This window comes from Spirillospora sp. CA-108201, from assembly GCF_050936235.1.
In the GTDB taxonomy this organism is placed as follows: Bacteria; Actinomycetota; Actinomycetes; order Streptosporangiales; family Streptosporangiaceae; genus Spirillospora.
Window position 1 is genome coordinate 2,502,474 of sequence record NZ_JBNJNE010000001.1, and the last position, 21,860, is coordinate 2,524,333.

Consider the following 21,860-nt stretch of genomic DNA (forward strand, 5'->3'; position numbering starts at 1 on the left):
CTGCGGTTCGCGGTCGGTCAGGCCGCGGCGTTGAGAGGGCGTCCGCCCCAGCGGATGACCTTCTCGCTGCGGATGCGGGCGCGTTCCTTGCGTTGGGCGGCAAGTACGTCGGGGTGGCGGGCGTTGGCGTTGCGCCAGCGCAGGTAGCGGTGCAGTGCCTGGGTTTGCGCAGGGTGGCTGTGGTGGTTGGAGTTGGCCAGGGTGAACTGCCGCAGCGGGCGGAAGCGGGCCCCGATCGGGTTGGCCCAGGAAGCGTAGGTCGGAGTGAAGCACAACTCGACCTTGTTCGGCTTCGCCCAGCGGCGGGTGCCCGCGCCGGTGTGGGCGGAGAGGTTGGCCAGGATGATGCAGATCAGGGCGCCGTCGGGTCGGGCGGCGCGGACCGACTTCAGCGCGGCCAGGGTGTTGGCGGTGCCCTTGCAGCGGCGGTTGACGCCCCACAGGCGGTCGTCGCCCACGGAGTAGCAGCCGTGGAAGTAGGTGACGCCGTGGGTGCGGCGGTAGGTCGCCGGCAGCCGGTTTGGCTTGCCCTGCTTCGCTCAGCAGGAGCCTACGGTGGGCCGGATCCCCAACGGCACGAACTCGTCGAGGGCGAAGCCCCGGTCCGGGAAGCGTTCCAGAACCTGCTCGATCCGGTCGAGCTTGGCGTCGCGATCAGGGCCGGGTGACCTGCACGACGTACTGCGGGCCGTTGGTCGTGTCAACGACGCGCGAATTCTGACCCCCTGTCGACGTCTGAAAGTTGACCCCCTGGTGGTGTTGTTTGCTGCGGGTTGTTACTGATGGTCGTTGTTGGTCTGGGCGGCGGGGACGCGGCCCAGGTCGCGGTTTTTCAGGCGGTAGCTGTCTCCCTTCAGGCTGATGACCTCGGCGTGGTGGACGAGGCGGTCGATCATGGCCGCGGCTACGACGTCGTCGCCGAACACCTCGCCCCAGCGTCCGAACGGCTTGTTGGAGGTCACGATCAGCGAGGCGCGTTCGTAGCGGCTGGAGACCAGTTGGAAGAACAGGTTGGCTGCCTCGGGCTCGAACGGGATGTAGCCGACCTCATCGACCACCAGCACCGGGATGCGGGCGAGTTTGACCAGCTCCTCCTGCAGTTTCCCGGCGGCGTGGGCGTCGGCCAGGCGGGCGACCCACTCGGCCGCGGTGGCGAACGCGACGCGGTGCCCGGCCTGGCAGGCGCGGATTCCCAGCCCGATCGACAGGTGGGTCTTGCCGGTGCCGGGCGGGCCCAGGAACACCACGTTCTCGCGAGCAGCGACGAAGTCCAGAGTGCCCAGATGGGCGATGACCTCGCGCTTGAGAGACCGCTGATGGTCGTAGTCGAAGTCCTCCAGGCCCTTGCGGGCTGGGAACCGCGCTGCGCGGATGCGGGCCTCACCGCCGTGGGACTCGCGGGCGGTGACTTCGCGTTGCAGGCAGGCGGCCAGGAATTCCTCATGGCTCCAGGACTCGGCTCGGGCTCGTTCGGCCAGCCGCTCGACCGATGCGGCCAGGGACGGGGCCTTGAGCACCCGGGTCAGGTAGGCCAGTTCCGCGGCGAGGTTGCGGCCGCTGCCGGTCTTCGCAGAAGCCATCAGGCCACCACCCCGTCAACGCCCAGCAGCGCGTCATAGTCGGTGAGCGGGCGTTGCTCGACCTGGGTGGCGGCCGGGGCGGTCACGGCCTGGATCTTGGAGCGGCGCAGCGCCGCTGCGGCCCGGGCGTGGGCCGGGTCGGTGATGGTCTGATGAGCGGCCCAGCACCGGGCATGCCGGGCGACGAGTTGGCCGCCGCAGGTCACGGTGACCTGCTCGGGGTCGGCGACGACCTCGACCAGGCGCCCGATCACCGACGGGTGCACCGAGTAGTCGTTGGAGGCGATCCGGACGTAGTGGTCGCGGGCCAGCCGTGTCGAGGTCCGCCAGCCGACCGCCGGGGCGACCGGCGGCAGGTCCACCATCGCCGCCCGGTCGGTCTCGATCCGGTCGGCGGGACGGCATCCGATCCGCCGGTGATGGCGGGTGTTGGCCCGCGCCAGCCACTGGGTGATCTGGGCGTTGAAGTCGCCGGGGCCGGTGAAGGCACGGCCGGGCATGAAGGAGGTCTCCAGATACCCGTTCGCCCGTTCCACCAGCCCCTTGGCCTCGGGGTCGGCGGGCCGGCACTGACGGATCGCGATCCCCAGCATCCCGCGGAAGGCGTTGGCCTCGGCGGTCAACTGCGGACGGCCGCCCCTCCACTGCCCGATCGCGCCCTCGTTGTCCCACACCAGAGTCTTGGGAACCGCACCCAGCACGCTCAGCAGCGTCCACATCCCGGCGAACAGGTCCCCGGCCGCCCGCGATGGCAGCATCCGCGCCATCAGCCACCGCGAATACCCCGAGACCATCACCAGCACCGGCGGGCTGTCGACCTGCCCGGCCCCCAGACAGATCTTGGCCGGCGGGAACCACAGATCGCACTGGGCCAGCTCGCCGGGCTGATACGTCGTCCGCGACGCCGGATCCACCGGCTGGTAGTGCGGCCGCAGGACCCGGACCCGGTCCTTGAGCACCGTCAACGAACGGGTCCAGCCGATCCGCTCGGCGATAACCGTGGCCGGCATGTCGGGGAACCCCTCCAGCAACGCCCGGATCTGCGGCTCCACCGCATCCACGATCGACCCCCTGCCCGCCCGCCGGTACTTCGGCGGCTCATCGGCCGCCAGCGCCCGCTTGACGGTGTTCTTCGAGATGCCCATCCGCCGAGCGATCGCCTTGATCGGCACGCCCTCGGCCCGGTGCAACCGGCGGATCTCCGCCCAGTCCTCCACCTTGATCACCCTCCACAGTGACAGCGGAGGGGGTCAGATTTCGGCCGCCGCCTGGGGGTCAGTTTTCACGTGTCGTCGACAAGTCGGTCGTGTGGCTATGAAGGTGGATCCGAGAGCCATGTGTCGGTCGGTTTGAGAGCCACTTGCTGATCAACTGCCTTGGAGTGTTACTGAAAAAGAGAGCCATGCCCGTGGGCCTGGGGCATGGCTCTCGTGACCCTGTGTGAGCGTTGTCGGCGTACACCTCCCGCTGCGGAGGCGAGTACGCGTAAAGGTGCACAGTCCGATGGCGGTTAGCCGGTGGCGGTGATGTGGCTTTGACGACGGCCAGGGTCGTGAGGCGGCGCCAGGGGTGCGACGTACGCGCATGTTCGACCAGGTTCAGCGGAGTTCCTGGCGTTCTGCGGTTTCGCCCAGACGGTGGAGCAGGTACGCCCAGCCGTCGCTGGTCTCCTCTTCGAGTACGGCAGGCAGGCCGCTGTGGCGCAGGGTGAGCTCGGTGCCTTCACCGTCCGGGGTCAAAGTGACTTCGACTCGGGATGCCTCTGGTGCCATGGCGGGCGCTCCAGGTGTGGCCTCCCAGCCGAAGGTGAAAACGAGACGTTCGTACGGCACGAACTCCACGAACCGTCCGCGCATCACCGGGCGTGGGCCCTCGTGCATCGCAACCTGCAAGGTGCCGCCGGGGCGGGCGTCCAGTTCGGCCGTTCCCCACCATTGCGCCAGGCGTGCCGGGTCGGTGAAGAACCGCCAGACCGTCTCGGGACGCGCACGGATGTGCAACGTCTGCTCAATCGTCCTGCTCACAACGATCCCTTCACGTCCTGGTCGCCGATGCGCGCGTTCTTCCTCCTCGGCTTCGTACTGGAGGCGGCTGAGCGAGGTGGACCACATGGTCTCCAGGAACGTCACAGCCTCGGCCAACCCCTCCGGACGCAGCCGATAGAAGCGGCGATTGCCCGCGCGGCGGACGTCGACGAGGCGGGCTGCTGCCAGCGTCCGCAGATGCTGGGATACCGCAGGGCGACTGATCTCGGGAAAGCGCTCGGCGATCTCGCCTGCCGATACTTCGCGATCCCGCACCAGGACGAGGATGGCGCGACGGGTCGGGTCCGCCACAGCGCGAAGCGCGTCGTCCATGGGCCACCGCCTTCGTTTGCGCACTGCCAGGACAGTATGTAAGGGTTTAAGCAACATCTTAAACTCGATCGATGACGAGGATTCGCCATGTCAGGCGACGACAACACCCGTGCCCCGCGATCGGAGAACCAGCGCCTGAACGTGCTGGTCGGCCGTTGGCGTTCGCAGGGGCGTACAACGGCCACCGCGATCGACCCGGCGATCCGTATCGCCGGGTCGGACACCTACGAGTGGCTGGCGGGCGAGCACTTCCTCATCCACCGTGTGGACGTGCGCATGAATGAGGAACACGTCGGGGTCATCGAGATGATCGGACCCTACGATCCAACGAGCCGGAGCTATCCCATGCGCTCCTTCGACAACCAAGGCAACTTCGTCACCATGCGGGCAAGCGTCGACGACGAGGGTGTCTGGACGTTCGCCGGCGAGACGGAGCGGGCGACGCTGGTGATCGCCGAAGACGGCGACTCCATGACGGCCGAATGGGAGCGCACTGACGACGGCTCGAACTGGCGGCACTGGATGGACATGAGCTTCACGAGGGCTCCCAGCCCCAGCGCCATCCCTCGCCGCTGAATCCCTCGCAGATCAAAAGCCTCACCGTCGAGTTCGCCTCGCCGTTCCTGGCGGATGCACCACAACGCCATCATGCTCTGCGCGTCTATCCGTACGCGCCTTTGCACATGGAGGTGTACGCCGACAGGTGTGGTCTTCGCGTTCGGTGAGGACATGGGAGAGGATCTCGGCGCCGTGCCGGTCCAGTTCCATGTGGCCAGTTCGTCGATGCAGAGCAGGTCGAGGCGTCCGTAGCGGGCGACGGTCTTGGCGAGGACCTTCTCGTCGGCGGCCTCGACGAGTTCGTTCACGAGCTTGGTAGCGAGGGTGTAGCGGACCCGGTAGCCTTCATCGCGGCCTCGGTCCCGGGGGCGATGAGCAGGTGGGACTTGCCGGTGCCGGTATCGCCGACCAGGCAGGGGGCTGGCCATTTTTCACCCATTCGCAAGTCGCGAGCGTGTGGATGGTGGCGGGGTCGATGCCCGGGTTGGCGTCGAAGTTGCAGGCGCGCAGGGACTTGTCGCGGGGAAACTGGGCGGCCTTGATGCGGCGTTCAGAGCGACGGCGAGCGCGGTCGTCGCATTCGGTCCGTAGGAGTTCAGCGAGGAATCCCAGGTATGGGTGAGCTCGACGACGGCCATCATGAGGCTCGGGGCCTTCCAGAAAAGCGATGGGCTCATCTCTTCGCTGAAGACCGTCTCCGGCGGTCCAGCCGCATTGAGCGGTGACTCTTCAGGAGCCACACGCCGCGTGTTGGGATGCTCGCGGGCCTTTGTGCGGTGCGGACCGGTGCCTCAGGAGTCGGGTACTGCAGCCGGGGTGTCGTATCGCCGGAGCGCGCCGAACCAGCCGCAGGCGATGATGACGCCGATCAGCAGGCCGGCGCCCAGGAAGGCCGGGCGCGGGTCGTGGCCGGACGCCTTGGTCACCGCGCCGGCGACGGCGGCACCGACCGGGGTCGCTGCGACGAACAGCGCTCGTGCCGCCGTCGTGACCCGCCCGAGAAGCTCGCGGGGAATCCAGCGCTGCCGGGTGCTGCGGTTGATCACGCTGGCGACCGACACCGCCCACACCTGTACAGCGTTGGCGGCCAGCAAGGGTACCCATCCGGTGCTGGCTCCCATGACCAGCAGGGAGCCGGCCGCCAGCAGGATGCCCAGGCTGATCGAGGGCAGCGCACCCAGCCGCGCCGCGAAGAACGGAGCGGTGACCGCCCCGGCGATCCCGGCGGCCCCGCCCGCCGTGACCACGGCGGCGACCAGCGGCGTCGGAAGGCTCAGCTGCACGCGGGCGAAGTAGACGATCAGGGTGTCCACCGCCAGGCAGAGGTTGACCAGGGTCTGAACGATGGTGAGGGCCAGCAGCGGGCGAAAGCCGACGATGAACCGCAGGCCCTCCCAAAGATCCTCACCGAGCCTGCGGAGCATCAGGCGAACCGACCTAGGCGCCACCCGCGCCCGGCCACCCCTGCCGGGCGCCGGACGACCGGCCGACCGCGGATCCCGGGTGTCACCGCCGCGCGTCCGTCTTGCCCTCACCTCGATCAGCAGCGGCACCAGGGTGGCCAGCGACACCGCGAAAGTCGCCGCGTTGATCAGTAACGCGGTTTCGACACCGATCCAGGTGGCGAGCAGAGCAACGACGGCCGGGCCGACCATCTGCGATGTCCGGTCGGCGCTCTCCAACGCCGAGTTGGCCTTCAGCAACCCCTCGGCCGGGAACAGGTCCTTCACGGCGACGGTCAGCGCGGCGTCGAAGAACACCGTGGCGGCCCCGCCCACGAACGCCAGGGCCAGCACGACCCCCAGCGGGGCGGCCCCCAGCCACACAAGCCCGGGAAGGATCACGAAGACCCCAGCGCGGAGCACATCCGTGGCGACCAGCACCGCCCACGGATTGAGCCGGTCCACGATCGGCCCTGCGGGCAGTCCGACCAGCAGATAGCCGATCCCCCGCGGTGCGGCCGCCAGACCCGCCGCCAGCGGGTCACGGGTCAACTGCAGGACCAACAGCGGCACAGCGAGCACCGCGCAGCCGTCACCGAGCAAGGACATCGACTGCCCGCCCAGGAACAACCGACGAGCCCGCGACGAGGCTTCCGTCATGTCCTCCAGCCAGTCAGCGTTGAGCCGTATCAAGCCGAGCGCTGAGCACCCCGACCCGACGTGGCCGACTCTCGGCGGTACCGTCTTTCACGTTCGCCAGAGACGGTAATCAGCACCTGCGCGCCGGAGAAGCCATCCTGAGGATGAGAACGAGGCCGTGCTCGATCGACGGCAAGCGACGGTTACTGGCGGGAGGCCCGCGCGATCGTCGGCATGGACATGAGTTGGTTGAAGGCGCCGCCCTCACCTCAGTGTCGACCCGCTGAGAAGACCGCGCTGCACGACATGCTCGCCACCTGCAGAAGCGTCCTGGACCGAGCCCTGTGTGGTGTGGGCTCAGAGGCTCGGCGGTCGGCGAAGCGCCCCATCCCATGTTCCGCGAAGCTTTCGAACTCTCAAACACACTTGCCAAAAACTGCCTTTGGCCTCGGCACTACGTGCCGCTCGGTTCCCTGGTCTTCTGCCCCGGCGTTAGCTTGCCCGAGGGCTGCGGCTGGCTCGGGCCGAACTGCACCCAGCAGGGTTGGCGACGTAGTACTTCGGGCGTGTTTCGGCGGTACTCTTTTTGCGCAGGGTGTCGATGGTCACGGACTCGACGCCTCCGGAACTGATCAGGCCGTCCATCGCGGTACGCCCGAGCAGCAAGAACGTTCGCGCCTCCTCCACGGTCAACAGTACGCCGTTTCGGCGTTCAGCGCAGCCATTAGCGGTCCTTCCTTTTCTATCCATTATGCAGGTCCTTTATGACATGCTGCGCCTCGCGGCCACACACAGGCCCGAACGGGCACTTGCACAGTTCGCTTATTGCTCTGTAGAGTTTATCCATGATCAAACAAATTTCAATAGCCGTGACGGGCGCAACTCTGGTCACTGCGGCTTTTGCGACGCCCGTAATTGCCGATGAGGGCAGCGTTGCGACCCAGGCGATCGGCCGCCTGTACACGATGGGCGGCAAGTTCAAGAACCAATACAATATTCGCACGGACCCTAGTACAAAATATGCGAAAGTTGGCACGGTCCGCGGCAAAGGCAAAAGTCTTCCATGCATGTACAATTACTGCAGGGGAGCGAAGCGCGGGGGCACGTACCGCTGCTACGCCGGTGCCGCGAAAGAGAACACCTGGGTACCCCTCAAATATAAGGGCCGTAAGGTATGGGCAGCTCAGGAGTGCGGTGCCTTGGGCAGGTAACCCCGCACCAGTCAAATGAACCAACGAGCGTATCACTCGACACCCCAAACGTACGGGCATGAATATCCCTGCCGCGCCCGATGAGCCGCCGGAGATCCATCAAGGACTCCTCGACAGTCGGAGGACTGCACCTCCGAGGATTTGCCGACGCTCCTTGGAGTCAGCGGCGAATAGGTGAGAGTGAACATCAGCTGAGATCAACCCTTCGTGAGCGGCGGTGGACTTTCCGAACGGGGTGCGACGGAAGCCCTGCGACTGACGTGGAGTCTGTGCGAGACAGCCGGCCGGACCCGGCTACGCACCGTCGAGCACGCCCGCACCACCCACAGCAACCCCTGCAGGTCGGGCCGCGGCATTCGTGCTGGAGTCTGAGGCGCCGACCCGGCGCTGGCGCTGAGTGCGATAACCGGCGCCCTTCTTCGAAGGTTCGGTGGCGCGTGAGTCATCGGCGACGTCTCCGGGTTGCCCGGACGGCCAGGGAACCTTCGAGGCGACTCGTTCGAGGGGTCGCCATGAATGCTCGGCTCCGTTCCGCCGTTTGACTCCCCCGCCAGCGATCGCGTCGGCGAACGCGATGGCGGTGACCGGGACACGGTCGTCCCAGCAATGCCACTCCGAACGCTGCTAAACGAACGAGACCGTTGAGAACGCATCCGTGCTCACTGGCCGGTTCGAGCGCTCGTGCGGGTTCAGAGGATGCATTGGCCGTGCTGGTGCGCGGCGGAAACAGGGCGCCGATGAGGCCGATGGCGATGAGCACGATCATCGCGGCCGCGTAGGCGTGCCGATCGGGGCGCCCGCGACGAGGATGGTGCCGGCGATCGCGGTGCCCAGCGACGAGCCCAGGTTCGAGACGCTGCGCGACAGGCCCGAGATCTCACCCTGTTGGTCCTGCCCGGAGCTCGACCGCACCACGTTGACCGAAGGGGTGAGCATCAGGCCGATGGCCCAACCCGATCAAATCGAGCCCGGGTGTGCAGGCCCACGGGTTCGAGGAGGCGTGCACCAGGGCGATCAGGATGACGATGCCGGGGATGGTGACGGTGAAGCCCGCCACGATGAGGGTCCGTTGCGCTCGTCGTCTGGCCAGGCGTTCGGCCGCGAGCGAGGACGCCAGGAGGCCCGCGGTGGCCGCAGTGTAGATCACGCCGGTCCGGACCGCGTCGTAGTGGCGCACGATCTGCAGTATGCGGCCACCGTGAACGAGGTTCCCATGAGCATGAGCCATTGGACGTTCTGGGGCCGCGCCCCGGAGGTCGAAGGGCCGGGCGGGATCGGGAGGCAGCGGATCGTTGATCGCCCGGATCAGCCCGGTGATCAGCACGTGCCGATGCCCTCCACGAGGGAGTTGCCGAGGCTGAGGACACCCAGGTCCGGCGCCGCCGCCGACAGCAGCGCGCCCGCGCCGTAGACGACGAGACCGGTCGTCACGACCGCTTGCGTCCGTATCGGTCGGTCAGATTGCCGCCGGATCATCAGCGCCGCCACCACCAGCAGGAAGACCGTGATGGCGACCCGCACGCCCTGGACCGTCGTGTCCAGGGCCCGGCTGATGTCGTTGATCATCACGTTCATGTTCGACCCGGCGAAGCCGCAGATGAACTGCGCGAGGGCGAGCGGGAACAGCACCCTCCGCGACCTCGCCCGCGAGTGCGGAGGGAGCCTCGTATCGGTCACCGGCGTCCCCTTCTCCTGGAACGTGCCCGTGCCAGGGTCCGGTGGTCTTCCCGGCCGAGCGTCACTCCCGGAGGTTGAACCTGCGCCGCCGTGACTCATCCGGGCCGGCTCGCGACGGGACGGGCCGCCGCGTGCGCCCACCTGGTGCGGGTGATGCCGTACAGGTGCGGCGAGGCGACGATTCACAGCCGACGCGGCAATGACCGGCACCACCGCACCGGAGGGACACCATGTCCGTGACCAGCCGAATCCCGCCGCCGACCTTCCTCGCCCGCCCGAAGAAGGCGACAGTTATCCGCTCTTGCGCATGGCGGACGGCCACTGGGCCCTGCTGCAGGCGGTCTTCGCCGAGGGGGACGGAGGCTCACACGTGCTCTTCGCCGTCCTTGGGGCACTGTCGCTGGTGGTGGGGCTGCTCGCGCTGCGCGACGTGCATCGGACCGTCGCGGTGCTGGCCCTCATCGTCGGCATCGCCTGGCTGGCGGGCGGCGTCATCGAGTTCGTCATCGTGCTGTCGGACCAGGCCCGTCCGGGACGCCGCCCGACGCTCGTGGTCTCGGTGCTGGCGGGGTGCTCGTCGCGCTCTGGATCCGGCACGCCGTCACGAAGGCGCCGGTCACCTGACGTCCCACATCCGACTCGCGCTCCGCCCGCGAGGACGCGTTCCGGCGCTTCCTCGCGGGCGGAGCGCGTTCAGGTCCGTACCGTTCCCGCGGCCCTCAATTCTGATGCGCGCCGTGCAGAGCCTCTTGGAGTTCGTGCTCGGTCTCCTCGGACAGCGGCGACTGCAGCACCGTGCCGCCGTACCTGCCGAGGGCGGTGACCGCCTTGTCCGGCGTGACCTTCTGGACGACCATGAACAGCGCGGACGTGCGCGGCTGGAGCATGTCGCGGACCTGTTTCTGAAAGTGCTTGTCGATGCCGGACTCCTCGATCCTTCCCATGAGCGGCCCCATGCCGGCGCCGATCGCCATCCCGAGGAACGGGACGAAGAAGATCAGGCCGAAGAGCAGGCCCCAGAACATGCCCCGGGTCGCGCCGCCGGCGACCGCGTGGTGGTTGGTGCTGACGTGGAACTTGCCGTCGCCGTCACGGGAGATCATCGCGACCGCGTCGGCCTGGATGACGAACTCGTCGCCGAGCCTGCGGACCTGGCGCTCGGCTTCGTAGGCCGTCGCCTCGTCCGGGTATCCGATTGCGATCAGTTCGGCCACCGCCGTACCGCCTCTCTGGTCGTCTTCCGACCGGGTGTCTGACGGCTTCAGCCAACCGGGGCCGGGAACGAACACCATCCCCCCAGAAGGATGAAGTGGCCTTGTGCCCTCGGCACGGAGCGCCTCATGCAGAGCGGCGCAAGGTCCGTCAATGCGACAGCAGCACCTTGAGGGCGACGATGATCAGGCCGAGGAGGAGATTGACCGCGGCCGTGAGCAAGGTGAGGGACACCGGGGTGTTCGATCTGGCGCCCGCGACGGCCGACCAGCCCACCTGACCGCACAGCGCCACCACCAATGCCGCCCAGGAGGCGGCCGAATCGGAGAGATCGAGCAGCCGGCACAGCCCGACCGCCACCGCCGGCGGGAACATCGCCTGAACCAGGGGCCACTCGCGCCGTCCGACCGACCGGATCTCCGCCCGGCTCAGCCGGACGGCGTGCCTTCGGTCTCCGACCAGGCGGGCGTACACGTGCGCCAGCCAGAACACGAACCCGGTGGCGAGCAGCAACACGATGAGCGTGGCGGGAGACGCCGGTTCCTCACGCGGGCTCGCCCCCACCACGACCGAAGCGGCCAGCAAGGATCCGTACACCGCGCCGGCGTAGTCCGCCCGCTCCTCCGGCTCCGGCTCGGCAACCGTTCGCCCCTCGCTCACCCGGTCCCCCGATCTCGCCCCGGATCCCCCGCCCGAACAGCATCAGCATGGCCGTGGCAGGAAGGGCGAAACCCGGCCTCCTCGGTGAGGCCCCACGCGGAATCACCCGCGACGGACCCCGAGCCGATGACGATGCACCGACGCTGCGTCCTTTCCGGCTGGGGCTCCTGCTTCCTGATCACCTGACCTCGTACGCCTGAAGGGAGACCGGCCGGATGACAGCCCAGCAGTGGCCGCAGCACGTCATCACATTCGCCGACTGGTGCAGCGCCGAGCACATCGTGCTGGAGCATCTGCTGCCCGCGCTCGACACCTCGCAGAGCGCGGAGCCGCACGAATGGTCGTTCGTGCGCACGTACCCGACCTGGCGGCTACGCCATCACCCGACCACCGACCACGGCCTGCGAAGACTGGACCGGGCGCTGGACGTGATGCTCTCCAACAATGGCATCGGCCGCCGAGACGACAGGTCGCCGTCCTCGCCCAACCACACACCGGCGACCCCATTCATCGAGTTGAAGACCATCAGCCAGAGCGACACCGCCGAGCCGTAGGAACGCGCAGTGGTCGCCTGCCTCACCGCTCTATGCACTACCCGCACGACCAGTCGGCCGACGCGGCGGTCACCACCAATCGACCACTACCTCGGCCTTCCTCCCGGCCCCGCAGTCGTCCGGTGGCGGAGGCAAGACGCGCGAGTAGGACCAAAGGGCCAAGGTCCGCCGCGGCCGCGTGATCGACCGGCCACCCCGCCGGTCCCCGACCAGCTCCTGCGCAGTCGGGCCGCCGCTCCCGCCCGCCTACCGCGACATTCTGGCTGTCCTGGCCGACCACCCGGGCTACCTGCGCACCGAAGACCTCGCCCTCAACCTGACCGCCACCCCGCGGTGAGCTTCACGGCCTGCGCAAGTTCGGCCAGCCCGACGCCACCGCGGTCCTTCTCCGTTCGGCGAAGGGTGCGAGGGCCGGCAGAGGCCGGGTGCAGTTCCTTTGGATCGCCGTCGATCGGCGGCCCATGGGCGTTCTGATCGATGATCTTGTTTCGGCGCGGAGTGCCCGCGGCGTCGGGTGATGGACGAGGCCGCTGCGCGGATACCCGGGGCCGACCTCCGTTCACCGGGATCCGGTGCCGCCCGTAACTCCGGTGGGCCGGGCCGGATGCCGTTCACCAGGGAATTTGCCTCGCATACAGTGCCTCAGTTCTTGGTTTGTGAAAATTCGTACTGCTTTGAATATATTGACACGTTCAAGTCCGACAAGGTGCACTTCGGGCAGCTCATCCCGAATGAGCGAAACGTCCCCTATCCCCCCGGCGGCAAGGGCGTCGCAGGCCGCTCCCACGTGAGGCTTCGAACGCCCTGTGCCGTCGGGCCCGTGGAAGGAGCACCCCTGTGAGACACCAGACCGCGATCGGGGCGGCGGCGCTGGCGGCCGGCCTCGCCGTGGCGATGTCCGTCCCCGCCACAGGAGCGACCGCCCGCACCACCCCGGCCAAGCCGAACCCCCGCACGCTCGCGGCGGTCTCGGCCGACACCTTCGTGGCCGCCAAGCCGGCGGAGTTCATGAAGGCCCCGAAGGACAAGATCTTCCGCACGAACGTCACCTCGGGCCTGCGCGGCCTCCAGTACGTGGAGTACCAGCGCACGTACGACGGCCTGCCCGTCTACGGCGGCGACATCGTCGTCACGACGAACGCCGACGGCGGTGTGCTGAGCACCTCGGTCAACCAGGCCGCGACGCTCGACGTCGGCGTCAAGGCGACGATCAAGGCGCCGCAGGCCGCCGCGGTGTCGCGCGCCAAGGTCGCGAAGGTCGACACGGTCTCCGCCCCCCGCCTCACCGTGCTGGCGGAGGGCAGGGGACGCCTGGTCTACGAAACGGTCGTCACCGGTCACCAGAAGAAGGGCGAGACGAAACTGCACGTGTTCGTCGACGCCAAGACCGGCAAGGTCGTCGGGACGTTCGATGACGTCCGCGACGCCGCCGATGACAGAAGCTTCTACCACGGCACGGTGGACCTGAGCACCGCGGCGACGTCAATGACCGACCCCTCGCGTCCCGGCCACCAGTGCGGCGGCCAGGGCGGCTCGGCCTACACCGGCACCGACAGCGCCTGGGGCAACGGCAGCGGGACGAACCTGGAGACCGGCTGCGTGGACGTTTTGTATGCGGTCCAGAAGGAATGGGACATGCTCAAGGCATGGCTCGGCCGCAACGGGACGAACGGCAGCGGCCGCGGCTTCCCCTCGCGCGTGGGTCTGAACGACGTCAACGCCTACTGGAACGGCAGCTACACCAACTTCGGCCACAACCAGTCGAACACCAAGCTGGCCACGTCCGTCGACGTCGTCGGCCACGAGAACGGCCACGCGATCTTCCAGACCACGCCCGGCGGCTCCAGCGGCGGCAGCGGCAACGAGAAGGGGGGCATGAACGAGTCGGCCGGCGACATCTTCGGCACGCTCACCGAGCACTACATGAACGAGCCCTCCACCTACGACCCGCCCGACTACCTGGTCGGCGAGGAGGTCGACCTGGTCGGCCAGGGCCCGATCCGCAACATGTACAACCCGTCCGCGCTGGGCGACCCGAACTGCTACTCGTCCTCGATCCCCAGCACCGAGGTGCACGCGGCGGCCGGCCCGCAGAACCACTGGTTCTACCTGCTGGCCGAGGGCTCGAACCCGAGCAACGGCAACCCGGCCAGCCCGACCTGCAACAGCTCCACCGTCACCGGCATCGGCATCCAGAAGGCCGGCCAGATCTTCATGGGCGGCCTGAACCGCAAGGTGACGAGCTGGAGCCACGCCCGCGCCCGCGTCGAGACGGTCAACGCGGCCCTGCAGCTGTTCCCCGGCTCGGCCACCGAGTGCAACGCGGTGAAGGCGGCGTGGAGCGCCATCAACGTTCCCGCGCAGAGCGGCGAGCCGGCCTGCTGATCCGTCCGAAAGAGCACATGGGACGTCGCTGACGACCTCCCGGTACGCCCGGTGCGGAGGCCCCGCACCGGGCGTGCTCATCGTTCACGGGAGGTGCCATTTGTAGGCATATCTCTCCAGGACGGCACCGAGGGGACGTCGACCGGTCAGGTCCCATACCTGGGCGCGCCGGTCGGAGGCCTCCGTTCCTCTCACGGTAGTTGCGGAGGTCGAGCCGCAGCAGCCTGTGCCCCTCGACTGCGCGCTATCTGACCGTCAGGTCAGGCGCTTGCGCGGGCTCGGGTAGATCCGTGGACCCCTGAGCTCCACCGCGAGGGCTCCTCCCGGTGGCCGGGCCCGACACCGAGCCGACGTTCTGCGCGTTTCCATTGGCGTGAGTCAGGGCTGGGAGGACTTCGGGCAGGCATCAGGCATGGGCTCGTTGGGCACGAATCTCTTCCACGACCTGGGAGGAAGCGGACCGAATCTCGTACATATGCTGCGAACCGGGTCGACGTGCAGTGTGGGGTCCCAAAACCGCACCCTGTGGTCAGCGCCGGAACTGGCGAGCGTCCTCGCGTCCGGGCTGAACGCCAGCGCGTCGATCCGGCCAGTGTGGCCGGTGAGCGGCGCACCGAGCCGGTGGATGGTTCGTGGGTCCCAGAGCCGGATCGCGTTGTCGGGGTCGGCCCCGGCGCTGGCCAGGAGCCGCCCGTCCGGACTGAAGGCCAGCGCTAGCACGCTTCCATCGGACGCGCGGACCGGCGCGGCGACGGGGCGGCGGGTACGCAGGTCCCAGAACTGCAGGGTGCCGTCGATTGCGCCGATGACGAGTGACCTGCCGTCCGGGCTGAACACAGCCGTGTGAGCCTTACTGCGCGTCCCGGCGGTCAGTGTGGCGATGGGACGACCGGTGCGCGGGTCCCAGAGCCGAACGGTGCCGTTGCCCTCAGTGGTGACGAGCAGGCGCCCGTCCGGGCTGAGACCGCCCCATGTCGGAGGGTACTTGTGGTCACGTGGAGGCACCCCGAGCACGTACTTCGGCGGGTCTAGGCTCCACACCCTTGTCTGCCAACCGTTCGCGATGCCCAGGGACCGGCTGTCGGGGCTGAAGGTCAACTGGGTGACCGTGTCCTCCCAGCCGCCCCACGCACGGATCCGGCGGCCGGTCCTGCGGTCCCACAGGATCGTCTTGCCGTCGTAGTCGCCGCCGGCGACCTTGGCGCCGTCCGGGCTGACGGCGACCGCCGTGACCATGACCTTGTGGCCGTTCAGCGGTTTTCCGGCACGGTAGCCGGTCAGGCTGTCCCACAGGTTCACGGTGCCGTCGCCGGCCCCGGTGACGAGGGTCCTGCCGTCCGGGGCGAAGGCCAGCCCTCCGACGGTGGTGCGGTAGCCGGTGAGCGTCGTGTCCGACGAGCGCCGGGGAAGGGCGTCCAGAAACCGGACCATCGCGTCGACGCCGCCGGTCGCCAGTCGCCTGCCGTCCGGGCTGAACGCCACTGTCTGGACGAGACCCGGATAGTAGGACTCGGTGTACCGGTCACCGGTGTGCCCGGTCTGTGAAGTTCCGGCCATGCGGCCGGTGTCCGGGTCCCACAGGCGCACCGTCCCGTTGCCGTCGGCGGTGGCGAGGCGGCGGCCGTCCGGGCTGAACGCGACCCCGGTCACCTCGTCGATATGGCCTGTGAGGGGGCTTCCGGTCGCGCGGCCCTTCCCCGGGTCCCAGAGCCGGACGACGCCGTCATAGCCCGCGGTGGCCAGCCGGCGGCCGTCCGGGCTGAACGCGACCCCGGTGACCGCGGAACCGTGCTTGACTCGTCGAAGGAAGCGACCGGTGCCGGGATCCCACAGCCGTGCCGTGCCGTCGTTCCCGCCTGCCGCGACCATCCGGCCGTCCTGGCTGAGGGCCACCGAGCTCAGCCCCTCCGGGAAGCTGTAGGCGAGGAGGCCCTGGGGGCGGACGGCGGGATCTCGCAACGGTGCGCCGACCACACGGCCGGTCTTCGGATCCCAGAGCTCGACCATGCCATCCTGGCTCGCGGTGGCCACGCGTCGGCCGTCGGGGCTGAAGGACACTCCGGTGACCCATGCGCCGGCCCTGGCCGTCGACCGGCCGGTTGAGCGGCCGGTCTCCGGATCCCAGAACCGGACCGCGTTCCCCGCTCCCCCGGTGGCGACGGTCCGGCCGTCCGGGCTGAACGCGACCCCGTAGATCTGGCCGCCGACGCTCATCGGCCGGCCGGCGGGGCCGCCGGTCACCGGGTCCCACAGCCGCAGCGTCGTGTCGGTGCCCGCGCTGGCGAGCAGCCGGCCGTCCGGGCTGAACGCCAGCGCGTGCACCGGTCCGGTGTGGCCGACCAGGATCGTGCGCTGCTGGTCGAGGAGGGACGTGATGGCCCTGCCGGCCTCGGGCGTGGGGGACACGCGCCAGGCGGCGGCCGCGAGTTGCCGCGCCACGACGGGCTCGGCGGCGAGACTCTGGGCGGCGAGCTGGCGGGACAGGGCGATGGAGTGCTGGCGTTCGGCATCGCGGGCGTTCCGGCCGGCCACGCCGGCTCCCCCGATGGCCGCGGCGGCGAGGAGCACGAGGCCGACGGCGGTGCCGCGGCGGAGCCGGGCCGCCCACCGGGCTGCCCGGCCGCTGCTCGCGAGGAACTCCGCGGCGACGGCGGGCAGCGGCGGGTAGCGCTCCTGGTCCTCGGCCCAGCGGGACGCCGCCTGCCGGGCCGTCGCCAGCTGGAGTCCGCGGTACAAGTACGAGCCGTTGTCCTCATGGTCGCGCCAGAGTCCGGCGTCGTCGAGGAGCTGGCTGCGCAGGGCGTGCTCGGTGATGTCCGCGTGCAGCCAACGGCGCAGCTGCGGCCACTCGCGGAGCAGGGCCTCATGGGAGATCTGGACGTTCTCGCTGTCGACGACGATGAGCCGCCGGCGGGCGAAGACCTCCAGTATCCGGTCGATGCCGGCGCTGTCCGATCCGTCGTGCGCGCCGCGGAGGGCGGTTCGCGCAACGGTGCGGCGGATCAGGCGGCCGTCGTAGGAGACGGCGGTCAGGTCCTGGAACACGTGGCGGGCGAGCGTCCGCTGTTCGCTGGTGAGCTCGGCGAAGGCGGTCTCTGCGCTGGTGGCCACGGCCTGGGACACGCCGCCCGTGCGGTCGTGGCCGCGGCTGGTGAGCCGATCGCCCTCGCGGTTCTCCCAGATCGTGAGCATGGTCTGCGAGAGCAGCGGCAGGTCGCCCGGGTCCAGGCGCCCCGCAGGCGTGCTCAGTTCACCGAGGATGGTGTCGACCAGTCCGGGCTCGATGCTCAGACCGGCGGCGTCGGCGGGGCCGTTGATGGCGTGCCGCAGCCCGGCGGCCGACATCGGGCCGACGACGAAAGGACCGGCCTGGAGCGCGGCGGCCAGCCGGAAGTCCTCGGAGCACCGATCGATGAAGTCGCCTCGTACCGCGATCACGACCACGGCGGCGGGGACGCCGCCGGGGCCCGCCGGCGCGGTCGCGGCCGTGTGCAGGGCCGTGATGAACGCCGCCCGATCCGCCTCGGCCTGCTCGCGTCCGCCGTCCCCGGCGTCGAGGCGGAAGAGTTCTTCGAACTGGTCGATGATCAGGATGAGCTTGCGTCCGGCCGCCGCGGGACCAGGCAGGTCGCGGCGGAGCGCGTCGGCCTCGACGGCCTGGCCGATCAGCAGGTGGGCCTTGTCGGGGTGGTCGGTGAGGGTGCGCAGCACCGCGGGAGCGCCGAGACCTGCCAGTCCGGCCAGGGGGGTGGCCAGGCTCGCCAGTGGGCCGCCGGCCAGCCCGTCGACGACGCGCTGGGGCCAGTCGCGGGCCGCTTCCGACAGCTCACCCTTGCTGATCGCCGGAAGCAGTCCCGCGCGCAGCAGGGACGACTTGCCCGCGCCGGACGCGCCGGTCACCACCAGCGGCCCGGCGCCGACAGGACGCCGCGCCAGGGCGCTGACGAGCCGGGTTGTGAGCGTTTCCCGCCCGTAGAAGATCGGGGCGTCGCTCTGGTGAAAGGGCAGCAGCCCCCGGTACGGGGCGCCGCTCCACCCAGGCTGCGCGGGAGCGGTCTCGTCCCCCGTTCGGGTGCGCTGCTCGATCACCTCGACCAGCCCCATCAGCCTCCGGGTGTCGACGGCCTGCCGGTATCCGAGGTCCACCGCGGCCTGCAGCTCGACGCTCTGCTGGTCGAGGCCCTCACGGATCGTCCCCAACTGGACGCGCAGGTCGCCCAGCAGGAAGGCGAACTCGGTGAACTCCTCGCCCAGCGCGGCCAGCCCTGCGGCCAGCCGCGCCTGCAGATCGTGGTCTCCGGTGCGGATCGCGGCTTCGATCGCGGCACCGACCACGCCGACCTCGCGCAGCACCCGGGCGAGATCGCCCCGGAGTTCCTCCGCCCTCTCTCCACCGTCCTCAAGGACCTGCTGGATCCGGCGCTCCAGTTCCGTCTCCAGATCCTCACGCGACGGCTCCTCCTCTGCGTCCGCGAGCCGCGCTAACCCGTCCTTCACCACATCGGACAGCACGTTGCCGCCGACCGCCGTGACTGCGCCCACCCCTGCCACCGTCAGCGCCGCCGCCCCCAGCCCTGAGGTCAGCAGTGGCCCGAACGCGCCTGCCGACAACACCGCCAGCAGCACCGGGGAGGACAAGCGGCGTCCCTTGTCCCCCGTCGTCCGCGCCAGCTGGACGACCCGCGCCCGTACCCCCTGGCGCATCAGATGCCGCTGGTCGTCCCCAGGCCCCGTCATCCCCACTTCGCGAGTATCGCCCACCGCACACGGCAGCGGACGCTCGCATCGGTGAGCGGCTCGATGCGGCCAAGCGACCTCCGTCCACGCCTCGCCAACTCCTACGGGCCCGCCATCCGACCGGCGGCCAGGCGGCAGCGATTCGGCGTCCGCCCCCTTGACCCGACGCCCTTCCTGCGCGCCGCCCATTTCCCGAGGTCCTCGGTTATAGGGGGCGACGCTCCAGCAACGACCTCCGCAGGTCACTGGGCCGTGGAGGGCCTCCCCGGTTCCCGCCGCCACTATCGGCAGGTTCCGCGCCCCATACGCCGGGGAGACCACGGTCCGTAGCTTCAGGACGGATCGGCGCGGTGAGCCCCCGGGCCAGTGCGCTCAGGGCGCGGGCGCGGGCGCGGGACGGGACTCGCATGCCGCGGATCGGCTGCGCGCCCGCTCCGCGGCGGTGTGACGACATCCCGCCAAGCCCTGCTGACCGTCGCGGCAGTCGCCGACGCTGTGCTGACCGGACCGCACGCACGGGCACAGACCTGACCGAAGGGCCGGCAGAAGCCCACCGTGGTGCTGGTGCACGGGGCGTTCACCGACGCATCCGGCTGGAACGGCGTCGCCGCCCGGCTCATCCCTGACGCTCCGCGCTGGCGCCGAACATCGCGCTGCTCATCGTCTTCCGGTTCATCGCCGGCGGCGAGCAGGGCGCGTTCTTCGGCGCCGGGGCCGTCGTCGCCGCGTACGTGTACGGCCCGGGCAAGGGCGGCAAGGCGTTCGCCACCGTGATGGGAGGCCTGACCGTGGCCACCCCTGCTGACCTGGCTGCCACGCACCGATGACCTGCGCGGCGGCTCCATCAGGAACGAACTGGGCGCCCTGCGTCGGCTGGACGTCTGGACGATGAGCGCCGTCGCGGTGCTCGGCATCTCCAGCATCTTCGCCGTCTACACGTTCATCGGCCCGTTCGTCACCGACGCGGCACTGCGGGACGCCTCGCTCATCCCGATCGCGCTCGCCGCTTTCGCTCCGGACGCCCCGGCCTTGATGGGGGCTCTCAACCTGGCCAACTCGTTGGGCGCGCTCGGTGGCGCGGTCACCATCGGGGCCGGCTGGGGAACCCTGCCCACCGTCCGGGCCGGCTTCGCCCTCACCACGGCTGGTCTGATCCTTTACCTCGTGACCGTCGCCCGGCGGAAGCCGACCGGCGGCCCCGCGTCCAGCCTGAGCCCGGCTCGACCGACGGCGTCGTTGCAGAAGCCGTTTCGACTGGGTGACGGCAGGCTACGACGACGCGTGCGCCCATGGTCAGGGCGAGTACCACGCTGCCGCCTCGACCTCGATATCGCGGCATGGAGGCAGTGAGCCCCGGGTGCGTCCAGTACCGGTTCAGTCTCTTATCTCGTTGGCGATGACGCTGGTGAGGCGGGTGGCGATTTTCCGCAGGGGTGCGGTGTCGTGCTGCACCCGGGCCAGCAGTAGTGCTCCTTCTATTGAGGAGAGGACGAAGACCGCGAGATCTTGGGTGCTGTGGTCGGGGACTCCCCGTTGCCGCAGGCGAGTTGCGATCAGGTCGATCCACTGCTGGTAGCCCTGGGCGCAGGCGGCCCGTACCTGCTCGCTGTCCGCGGCCACGTCCAGGGCGACGTCGGCGATGGGGCAGCCCTCGCGGAACTGTGTCTGTTCCAGGGCGGCACCCAGGAGTTCGGCGATGCCGTGCGCGGCCGTGGCCAGGTCGTCGGACCGTGCCAGGATGGCGTCGAGGGCCAGTCCCAGTTCCTGGCCGGCCTGCACGACGGTCTCGGCGGCGAGTTGTTCCTTGCCGCCGGGGAAATGGAAGTACAGCACCCCCTTGGGCGCGGCCGCTTCGGCGATGATCTGGTTCAGTCCGGTGGCGTGGTAGCCCTGCCGGTGGAACAGGATCCTGGCCGCGTCAAGGATCCGCTGCTTGGTCTCTCCCCGGGCCGCCATCACGCTTCGGCGACCGGCTGGACGTGCGGGCCGGTCTCGGCGCCGGTCACGTCCGAGGCCCGGGCACGGTCGAGTTCGAACTTGTCGTGGGCGCAGAAGATGTTCGCTTCGCCGGTCAGCGCCAGTTCGTTGAGCCGGTCCAGGTTGTGCACGCGGGTGGTTCGATCTGCCTGCAGCAGCGACTGGAACACCGTGAGGAACGGCGGGGAGGAGGGGTCACGCTCCAACTGGCCGTGGTTGAAGTAAGCGTCGCCGGCGTGCACGAGCCAGCGTCGCGACCCGCCATTGCCCTCGCCGCCGGTGTCGATGACGACACCGAGGTGCCCGCGGGTGTGTCCGGCCAGCGGGATGAGCAGGATCGAGGGCGGAATCCCGGGCAGGTCCCGGACGGCCGAGAACCCGAGCCAGTTGTCTCCGACCGTGGAGTGCGGCACCCAGTCCGGGCCGTGTGACCACTGCGCGGATCGGTAGCGGAAACGTTCCTGCACGGTGAGCGGACGGCGTGCGGCGTCGAGTTCGGCGGCCGACAGGTGGACCTTGGCGTTCGGGAAATCCCCAAGTCCTCCCGCGTGGTCGACATCCAGGTGGGTGAGCACGATGTGGCGCACGTCGTCGACCGAGTAGCCGAGCCGTACGACCTGGCGGGCTGCGGTTTCGTCAGGGTCCAGCACCGGCCTGGCGTAGAAACGGAACCTTCGGCCCAGCCTCTCAGGATGCGCGGTGTCGCCGAGCCCGAATCCCGTGTCGACCAGGATGAGGCCGTCGCCGGTCTCGATCAGCAGACAGTGGCACACCTGCCGGGCGAACACCAGGGGACGAGCGGCCCCGCTGACCAGACGCCCGCCCAGAGGCCGGGTGGTCCCGCAGTTCAGATGGTGGATGCGCATTCTTG

General features: G+C 69.4%; 19 protein-coding genes and 1 pseudogene. 7 read left to right on the top strand and 13 right to left on the bottom strand.

Features of this window, described 5'->3' with window-relative positions:
• Positions 1 to 17: 17 nt before the first annotated feature.
• The 4 genes and pseudogenes from ACQEU6_RS12235 to ACQEU6_RS12250 all read right to left on the bottom strand — a co-directional run.
• Positions 18 to 668 (bottom strand): annotated as a pseudogene (locus ACQEU6_RS12235) (transposase); the annotation flags it as partial.
• A 108-nt stretch (positions 669 to 776) separates the two neighbouring features.
• Entirely contained in the window at positions 777 to 1,580 is an 804-nt protein-coding gene (gene istB / locus ACQEU6_RS12240) for an IS21-like element helper ATPase IstB (protein ID WP_499331533.1), read from the bottom strand.
• A complete protein-coding gene (istA, locus tag ACQEU6_RS12245; protein ID WP_499331536.1) occupies positions 1,580 to 2,806 on the bottom strand; it encodes an IS21 family transposase in 1,227 nt (408 codons plus the stop codon). The genes istB and istA overlap by 1 nt, the downstream gene beginning before the upstream one ends.
• A gap of 372 nt (positions 2,807 to 3,178) precedes the next feature.
• Entirely contained in the window at positions 3,179 to 3,937 is a 759-nt protein-coding gene (locus ACQEU6_RS12250) for a metalloregulator ArsR/SmtB family transcription factor (protein ID WP_499331538.1), read from the bottom strand.
• A gap of 87 nt (positions 3,938 to 4,024) precedes the next feature.
• Here ACQEU6_RS12250 and ACQEU6_RS12255 point away from each other — a divergent pair, with 87 nt between their 5' ends.
• Positions 4,025 to 4,513, top strand: coding sequence for a DUF1579 family protein (locus ACQEU6_RS12255; protein ID WP_499331540.1), 489 nt, complete (start codon positions 4,025 to 4,027; stop codon positions 4,511 to 4,513).
• 327 nt (positions 4,514 to 4,840) lie between these two features.
• On the opposite strand, the gene ACQEU6_RS12260 is transcribed toward ACQEU6_RS12255, so the two are convergent.
• Together ACQEU6_RS12260 and ACQEU6_RS12265 are read right to left on the bottom strand one after the other, a co-directional pair.
• The gene (locus ACQEU6_RS12260; protein ID WP_499340157.1) at positions 4,841 to 5,164 is read right to left on the bottom strand and encodes an ATP-binding protein; all 324 of its coding nucleotides are present in this window, start codon (positions 5,162 to 5,164) and stop codon (positions 4,841 to 4,843) included.
• 122 nt (positions 5,165 to 5,286) lie between these two features.
• Entirely contained in the window at positions 5,287 to 6,597 is a 1,311-nt protein-coding gene (locus ACQEU6_RS12265; RefSeq protein ID WP_499331542.1) for an MFS transporter, read from the bottom strand.
• 824 nt (positions 6,598 to 7,421) lie between these two features.
• Here ACQEU6_RS12265 and ACQEU6_RS12270 point away from each other — a divergent pair.
• The gene (locus ACQEU6_RS12270) at positions 7,422 to 7,787 is read left to right on the top strand and encodes a hypothetical protein (RefSeq protein WP_499331545.1); all 366 of its coding nucleotides are present in this window, start codon (positions 7,422 to 7,424) and stop codon (positions 7,785 to 7,787) included.
• A gap of 877 nt (positions 7,788 to 8,664) precedes the next feature.
• On the opposite strand, the gene ACQEU6_RS12275 is transcribed toward ACQEU6_RS12270, so the two are convergent.
• Both ACQEU6_RS12275 and ACQEU6_RS12280 read right to left on the bottom strand, forming a co-directional pair.
• Entirely contained in the window at positions 8,665 to 9,111 is a 447-nt protein-coding gene (locus ACQEU6_RS12275) for a hypothetical protein (protein WP_499331547.1), read from the bottom strand.
• The gene (locus tag ACQEU6_RS12280; protein ID WP_499331549.1) at positions 9,105 to 9,464 is read right to left on the bottom strand and encodes a hypothetical protein; all 360 of its coding nucleotides are present in this window, start codon (positions 9,462 to 9,464) and stop codon (positions 9,105 to 9,107) included. The genes ACQEU6_RS12275 and ACQEU6_RS12280 overlap by 7 nt, the downstream gene beginning before the upstream one ends.
• Positions 9,465 to 9,771: 307 nt before the next feature.
• On the opposite strand from ACQEU6_RS12280, the gene ACQEU6_RS12285 reads away from it, so the two are divergent.
• The gene (locus ACQEU6_RS12285) at positions 9,772 to 10,287 is read left to right on the top strand and encodes a DUF308 domain-containing protein (protein WP_499340159.1); all 516 of its coding nucleotides are present in this window, start codon (positions 9,772 to 9,774) and stop codon (positions 10,285 to 10,287) included.
• Here ACQEU6_RS12285 and ACQEU6_RS12290 read toward each other — a convergent pair.
• Together ACQEU6_RS12290 and ACQEU6_RS12295 are read right to left on the bottom strand one after the other, a co-directional pair.
• A complete protein-coding gene (locus tag ACQEU6_RS12290) occupies positions 10,184 to 10,678 on the bottom strand; it encodes a DUF1269 domain-containing protein (protein WP_499331550.1) in 495 nt (164 codons plus the stop codon). The two genes, ACQEU6_RS12285 and ACQEU6_RS12290, sit on opposite strands and share 104 nt — an antisense overlap.
• 148 nt (positions 10,679 to 10,826) lie before the next feature.
• The gene (locus tag ACQEU6_RS12295; protein WP_499331551.1) at positions 10,827 to 11,189 is read right to left on the bottom strand and encodes a hypothetical protein; all 363 of its coding nucleotides are present in this window, start codon (positions 11,187 to 11,189) and stop codon (positions 10,827 to 10,829) included.
• A 362-nt stretch (positions 11,190 to 11,551) separates the two neighbouring features.
• On the opposite strand from ACQEU6_RS12295, the gene ACQEU6_RS12300 reads away from it, so the two are divergent.
• The 3 genes from ACQEU6_RS12300 to ACQEU6_RS12310 all read left to right on the top strand — a co-directional run bounded on the left by ACQEU6_RS12300 (position 11,552) and on the right by ACQEU6_RS12310 (position 14,275).
• The gene (locus ACQEU6_RS12300; protein WP_499331552.1) at positions 11,552 to 11,890 is read left to right on the top strand and encodes a hypothetical protein; all 339 of its coding nucleotides are present in this window, start codon (positions 11,552 to 11,554) and stop codon (positions 11,888 to 11,890) included.
• Positions 11,891 to 12,068: 178 nt separating this feature from the next.
• Positions 12,069 to 12,227 carry a hypothetical protein gene (locus ACQEU6_RS12305; RefSeq protein WP_499331554.1) on the top strand — a complete coding sequence of 53 codons (159 nt, stop codon included), beginning with the start codon at positions 12,069 to 12,071 and terminating at the stop codon, positions 12,225 to 12,227.
• Between the two features lie 500 nt (positions 12,228 to 12,727).
• Entirely contained in the window at positions 12,728 to 14,275 is a 1,548-nt protein-coding gene (locus ACQEU6_RS12310; protein ID WP_499331556.1) for a M4 family metallopeptidase, read from the top strand.
• A 378-nt stretch (positions 14,276 to 14,653) separates the two neighbouring features.
• Here the strand turns inward: ACQEU6_RS12310 and ACQEU6_RS12315 are convergent, their stop codons facing one another.
• The gene (locus ACQEU6_RS12315; RefSeq protein WP_499331557.1) at positions 14,654 to 19,012 is read right to left on the bottom strand and encodes an NACHT and WD repeat domain-containing protein; all 4,359 of its coding nucleotides are present in this window, start codon (positions 19,010 to 19,012) and stop codon (positions 14,654 to 14,656) included.
• An 888-nt stretch (positions 19,013 to 19,900) separates the two neighbouring features.
• Here ACQEU6_RS12315 and ACQEU6_RS12320 point away from each other — a divergent pair.
• The gene (locus ACQEU6_RS12320) at positions 19,901 to 20,362 is read left to right on the top strand and encodes a hypothetical protein (protein ID WP_499331559.1); all 462 of its coding nucleotides are present in this window, start codon (positions 19,901 to 19,903) and stop codon (positions 20,360 to 20,362) included.
• Between the two features lie 24 nt (positions 20,363 to 20,386).
• Here the strand turns inward: ACQEU6_RS12320 and ACQEU6_RS12325 are convergent, their stop codons facing one another.
• Positions 20,387 to 20,968 (bottom strand): TetR/AcrR family transcriptional regulator, encoded by a 582-nt coding sequence (locus tag ACQEU6_RS12325; protein ID WP_499331561.1) that lies wholly within the window; start codon positions 20,966 to 20,968, stop codon positions 20,387 to 20,389.
• A complete protein-coding gene (locus ACQEU6_RS12330; protein ID WP_499331563.1) occupies positions 20,968 to 21,777 on the bottom strand; it encodes an MBL fold metallo-hydrolase in 810 nt (269 codons plus the stop codon). Before ACQEU6_RS12330 ends, ACQEU6_RS12325 begins: the two co-directional genes overlap by 1 nt.
• Positions 21,778 to 21,860 lie beyond the last annotated feature (83 nt).

Excerpts from the sequence above, each read along its gene's own strand:
- ACQEU6_RS12320 (WP_499331559.1), top strand. The coding sequence starts at position 19,901 with ATGAGCGCCGTCGCGGTGCTCGGCATCTCCAGCATCTTCGCCGTCTAC.
- ACQEU6_RS12270 (WP_499331545.1), top strand. The coding sequence starts at position 7,422 with ATGATCAAACAAATTTCAATAGCCGTGACGGGCGCAACTCTGGTCACT.
- ACQEU6_RS12250 (WP_499331538.1), bottom strand. The coding sequence starts at position 3,937 with ATGGACGACGCGCTTCGCGCTGTGGCGGACCCGACCCGTCGCGCCATC.
- istB (WP_499331533.1), bottom strand. The coding sequence starts at position 1,580 with ATGGCTTCTGCGAAGACCGGCAGCGGCCGCAACCTCGCCGCGGAACTG.
- ACQEU6_RS12285 (WP_499340159.1), top strand. The coding sequence starts at position 9,772 with ATGGCGGACGGCCACTGGGCCCTGCTGCAGGCGGTCTTCGCCGAGGGG.
- ACQEU6_RS12255 (WP_499331540.1), top strand. The coding sequence starts at position 4,025 with ATGTCAGGCGACGACAACACCCGTGCCCCGCGATCGGAGAACCAGCGC.
- ACQEU6_RS12315 (WP_499331557.1), bottom strand. The coding sequence starts at position 19,012 with ATGACGGGGCCTGGGGACGACCAGCGGCATCTGATGCGCCAGGGGGTA.
- ACQEU6_RS12300 (WP_499331552.1), top strand. The coding sequence starts at position 11,552 with ATGACAGCCCAGCAGTGGCCGCAGCACGTCATCACATTCGCCGACTGG.
- ACQEU6_RS12325 (WP_499331561.1), bottom strand. The coding sequence starts at position 20,968 with ATGGCGGCCCGGGGAGAGACCAAGCAGCGGATCCTTGACGCGGCCAGG.
- ACQEU6_RS12265 (WP_499331542.1), bottom strand. The coding sequence starts at position 6,597 with ATGACGGAAGCCTCGTCGCGGGCTCGTCGGTTGTTCCTGGGCGGGCAG.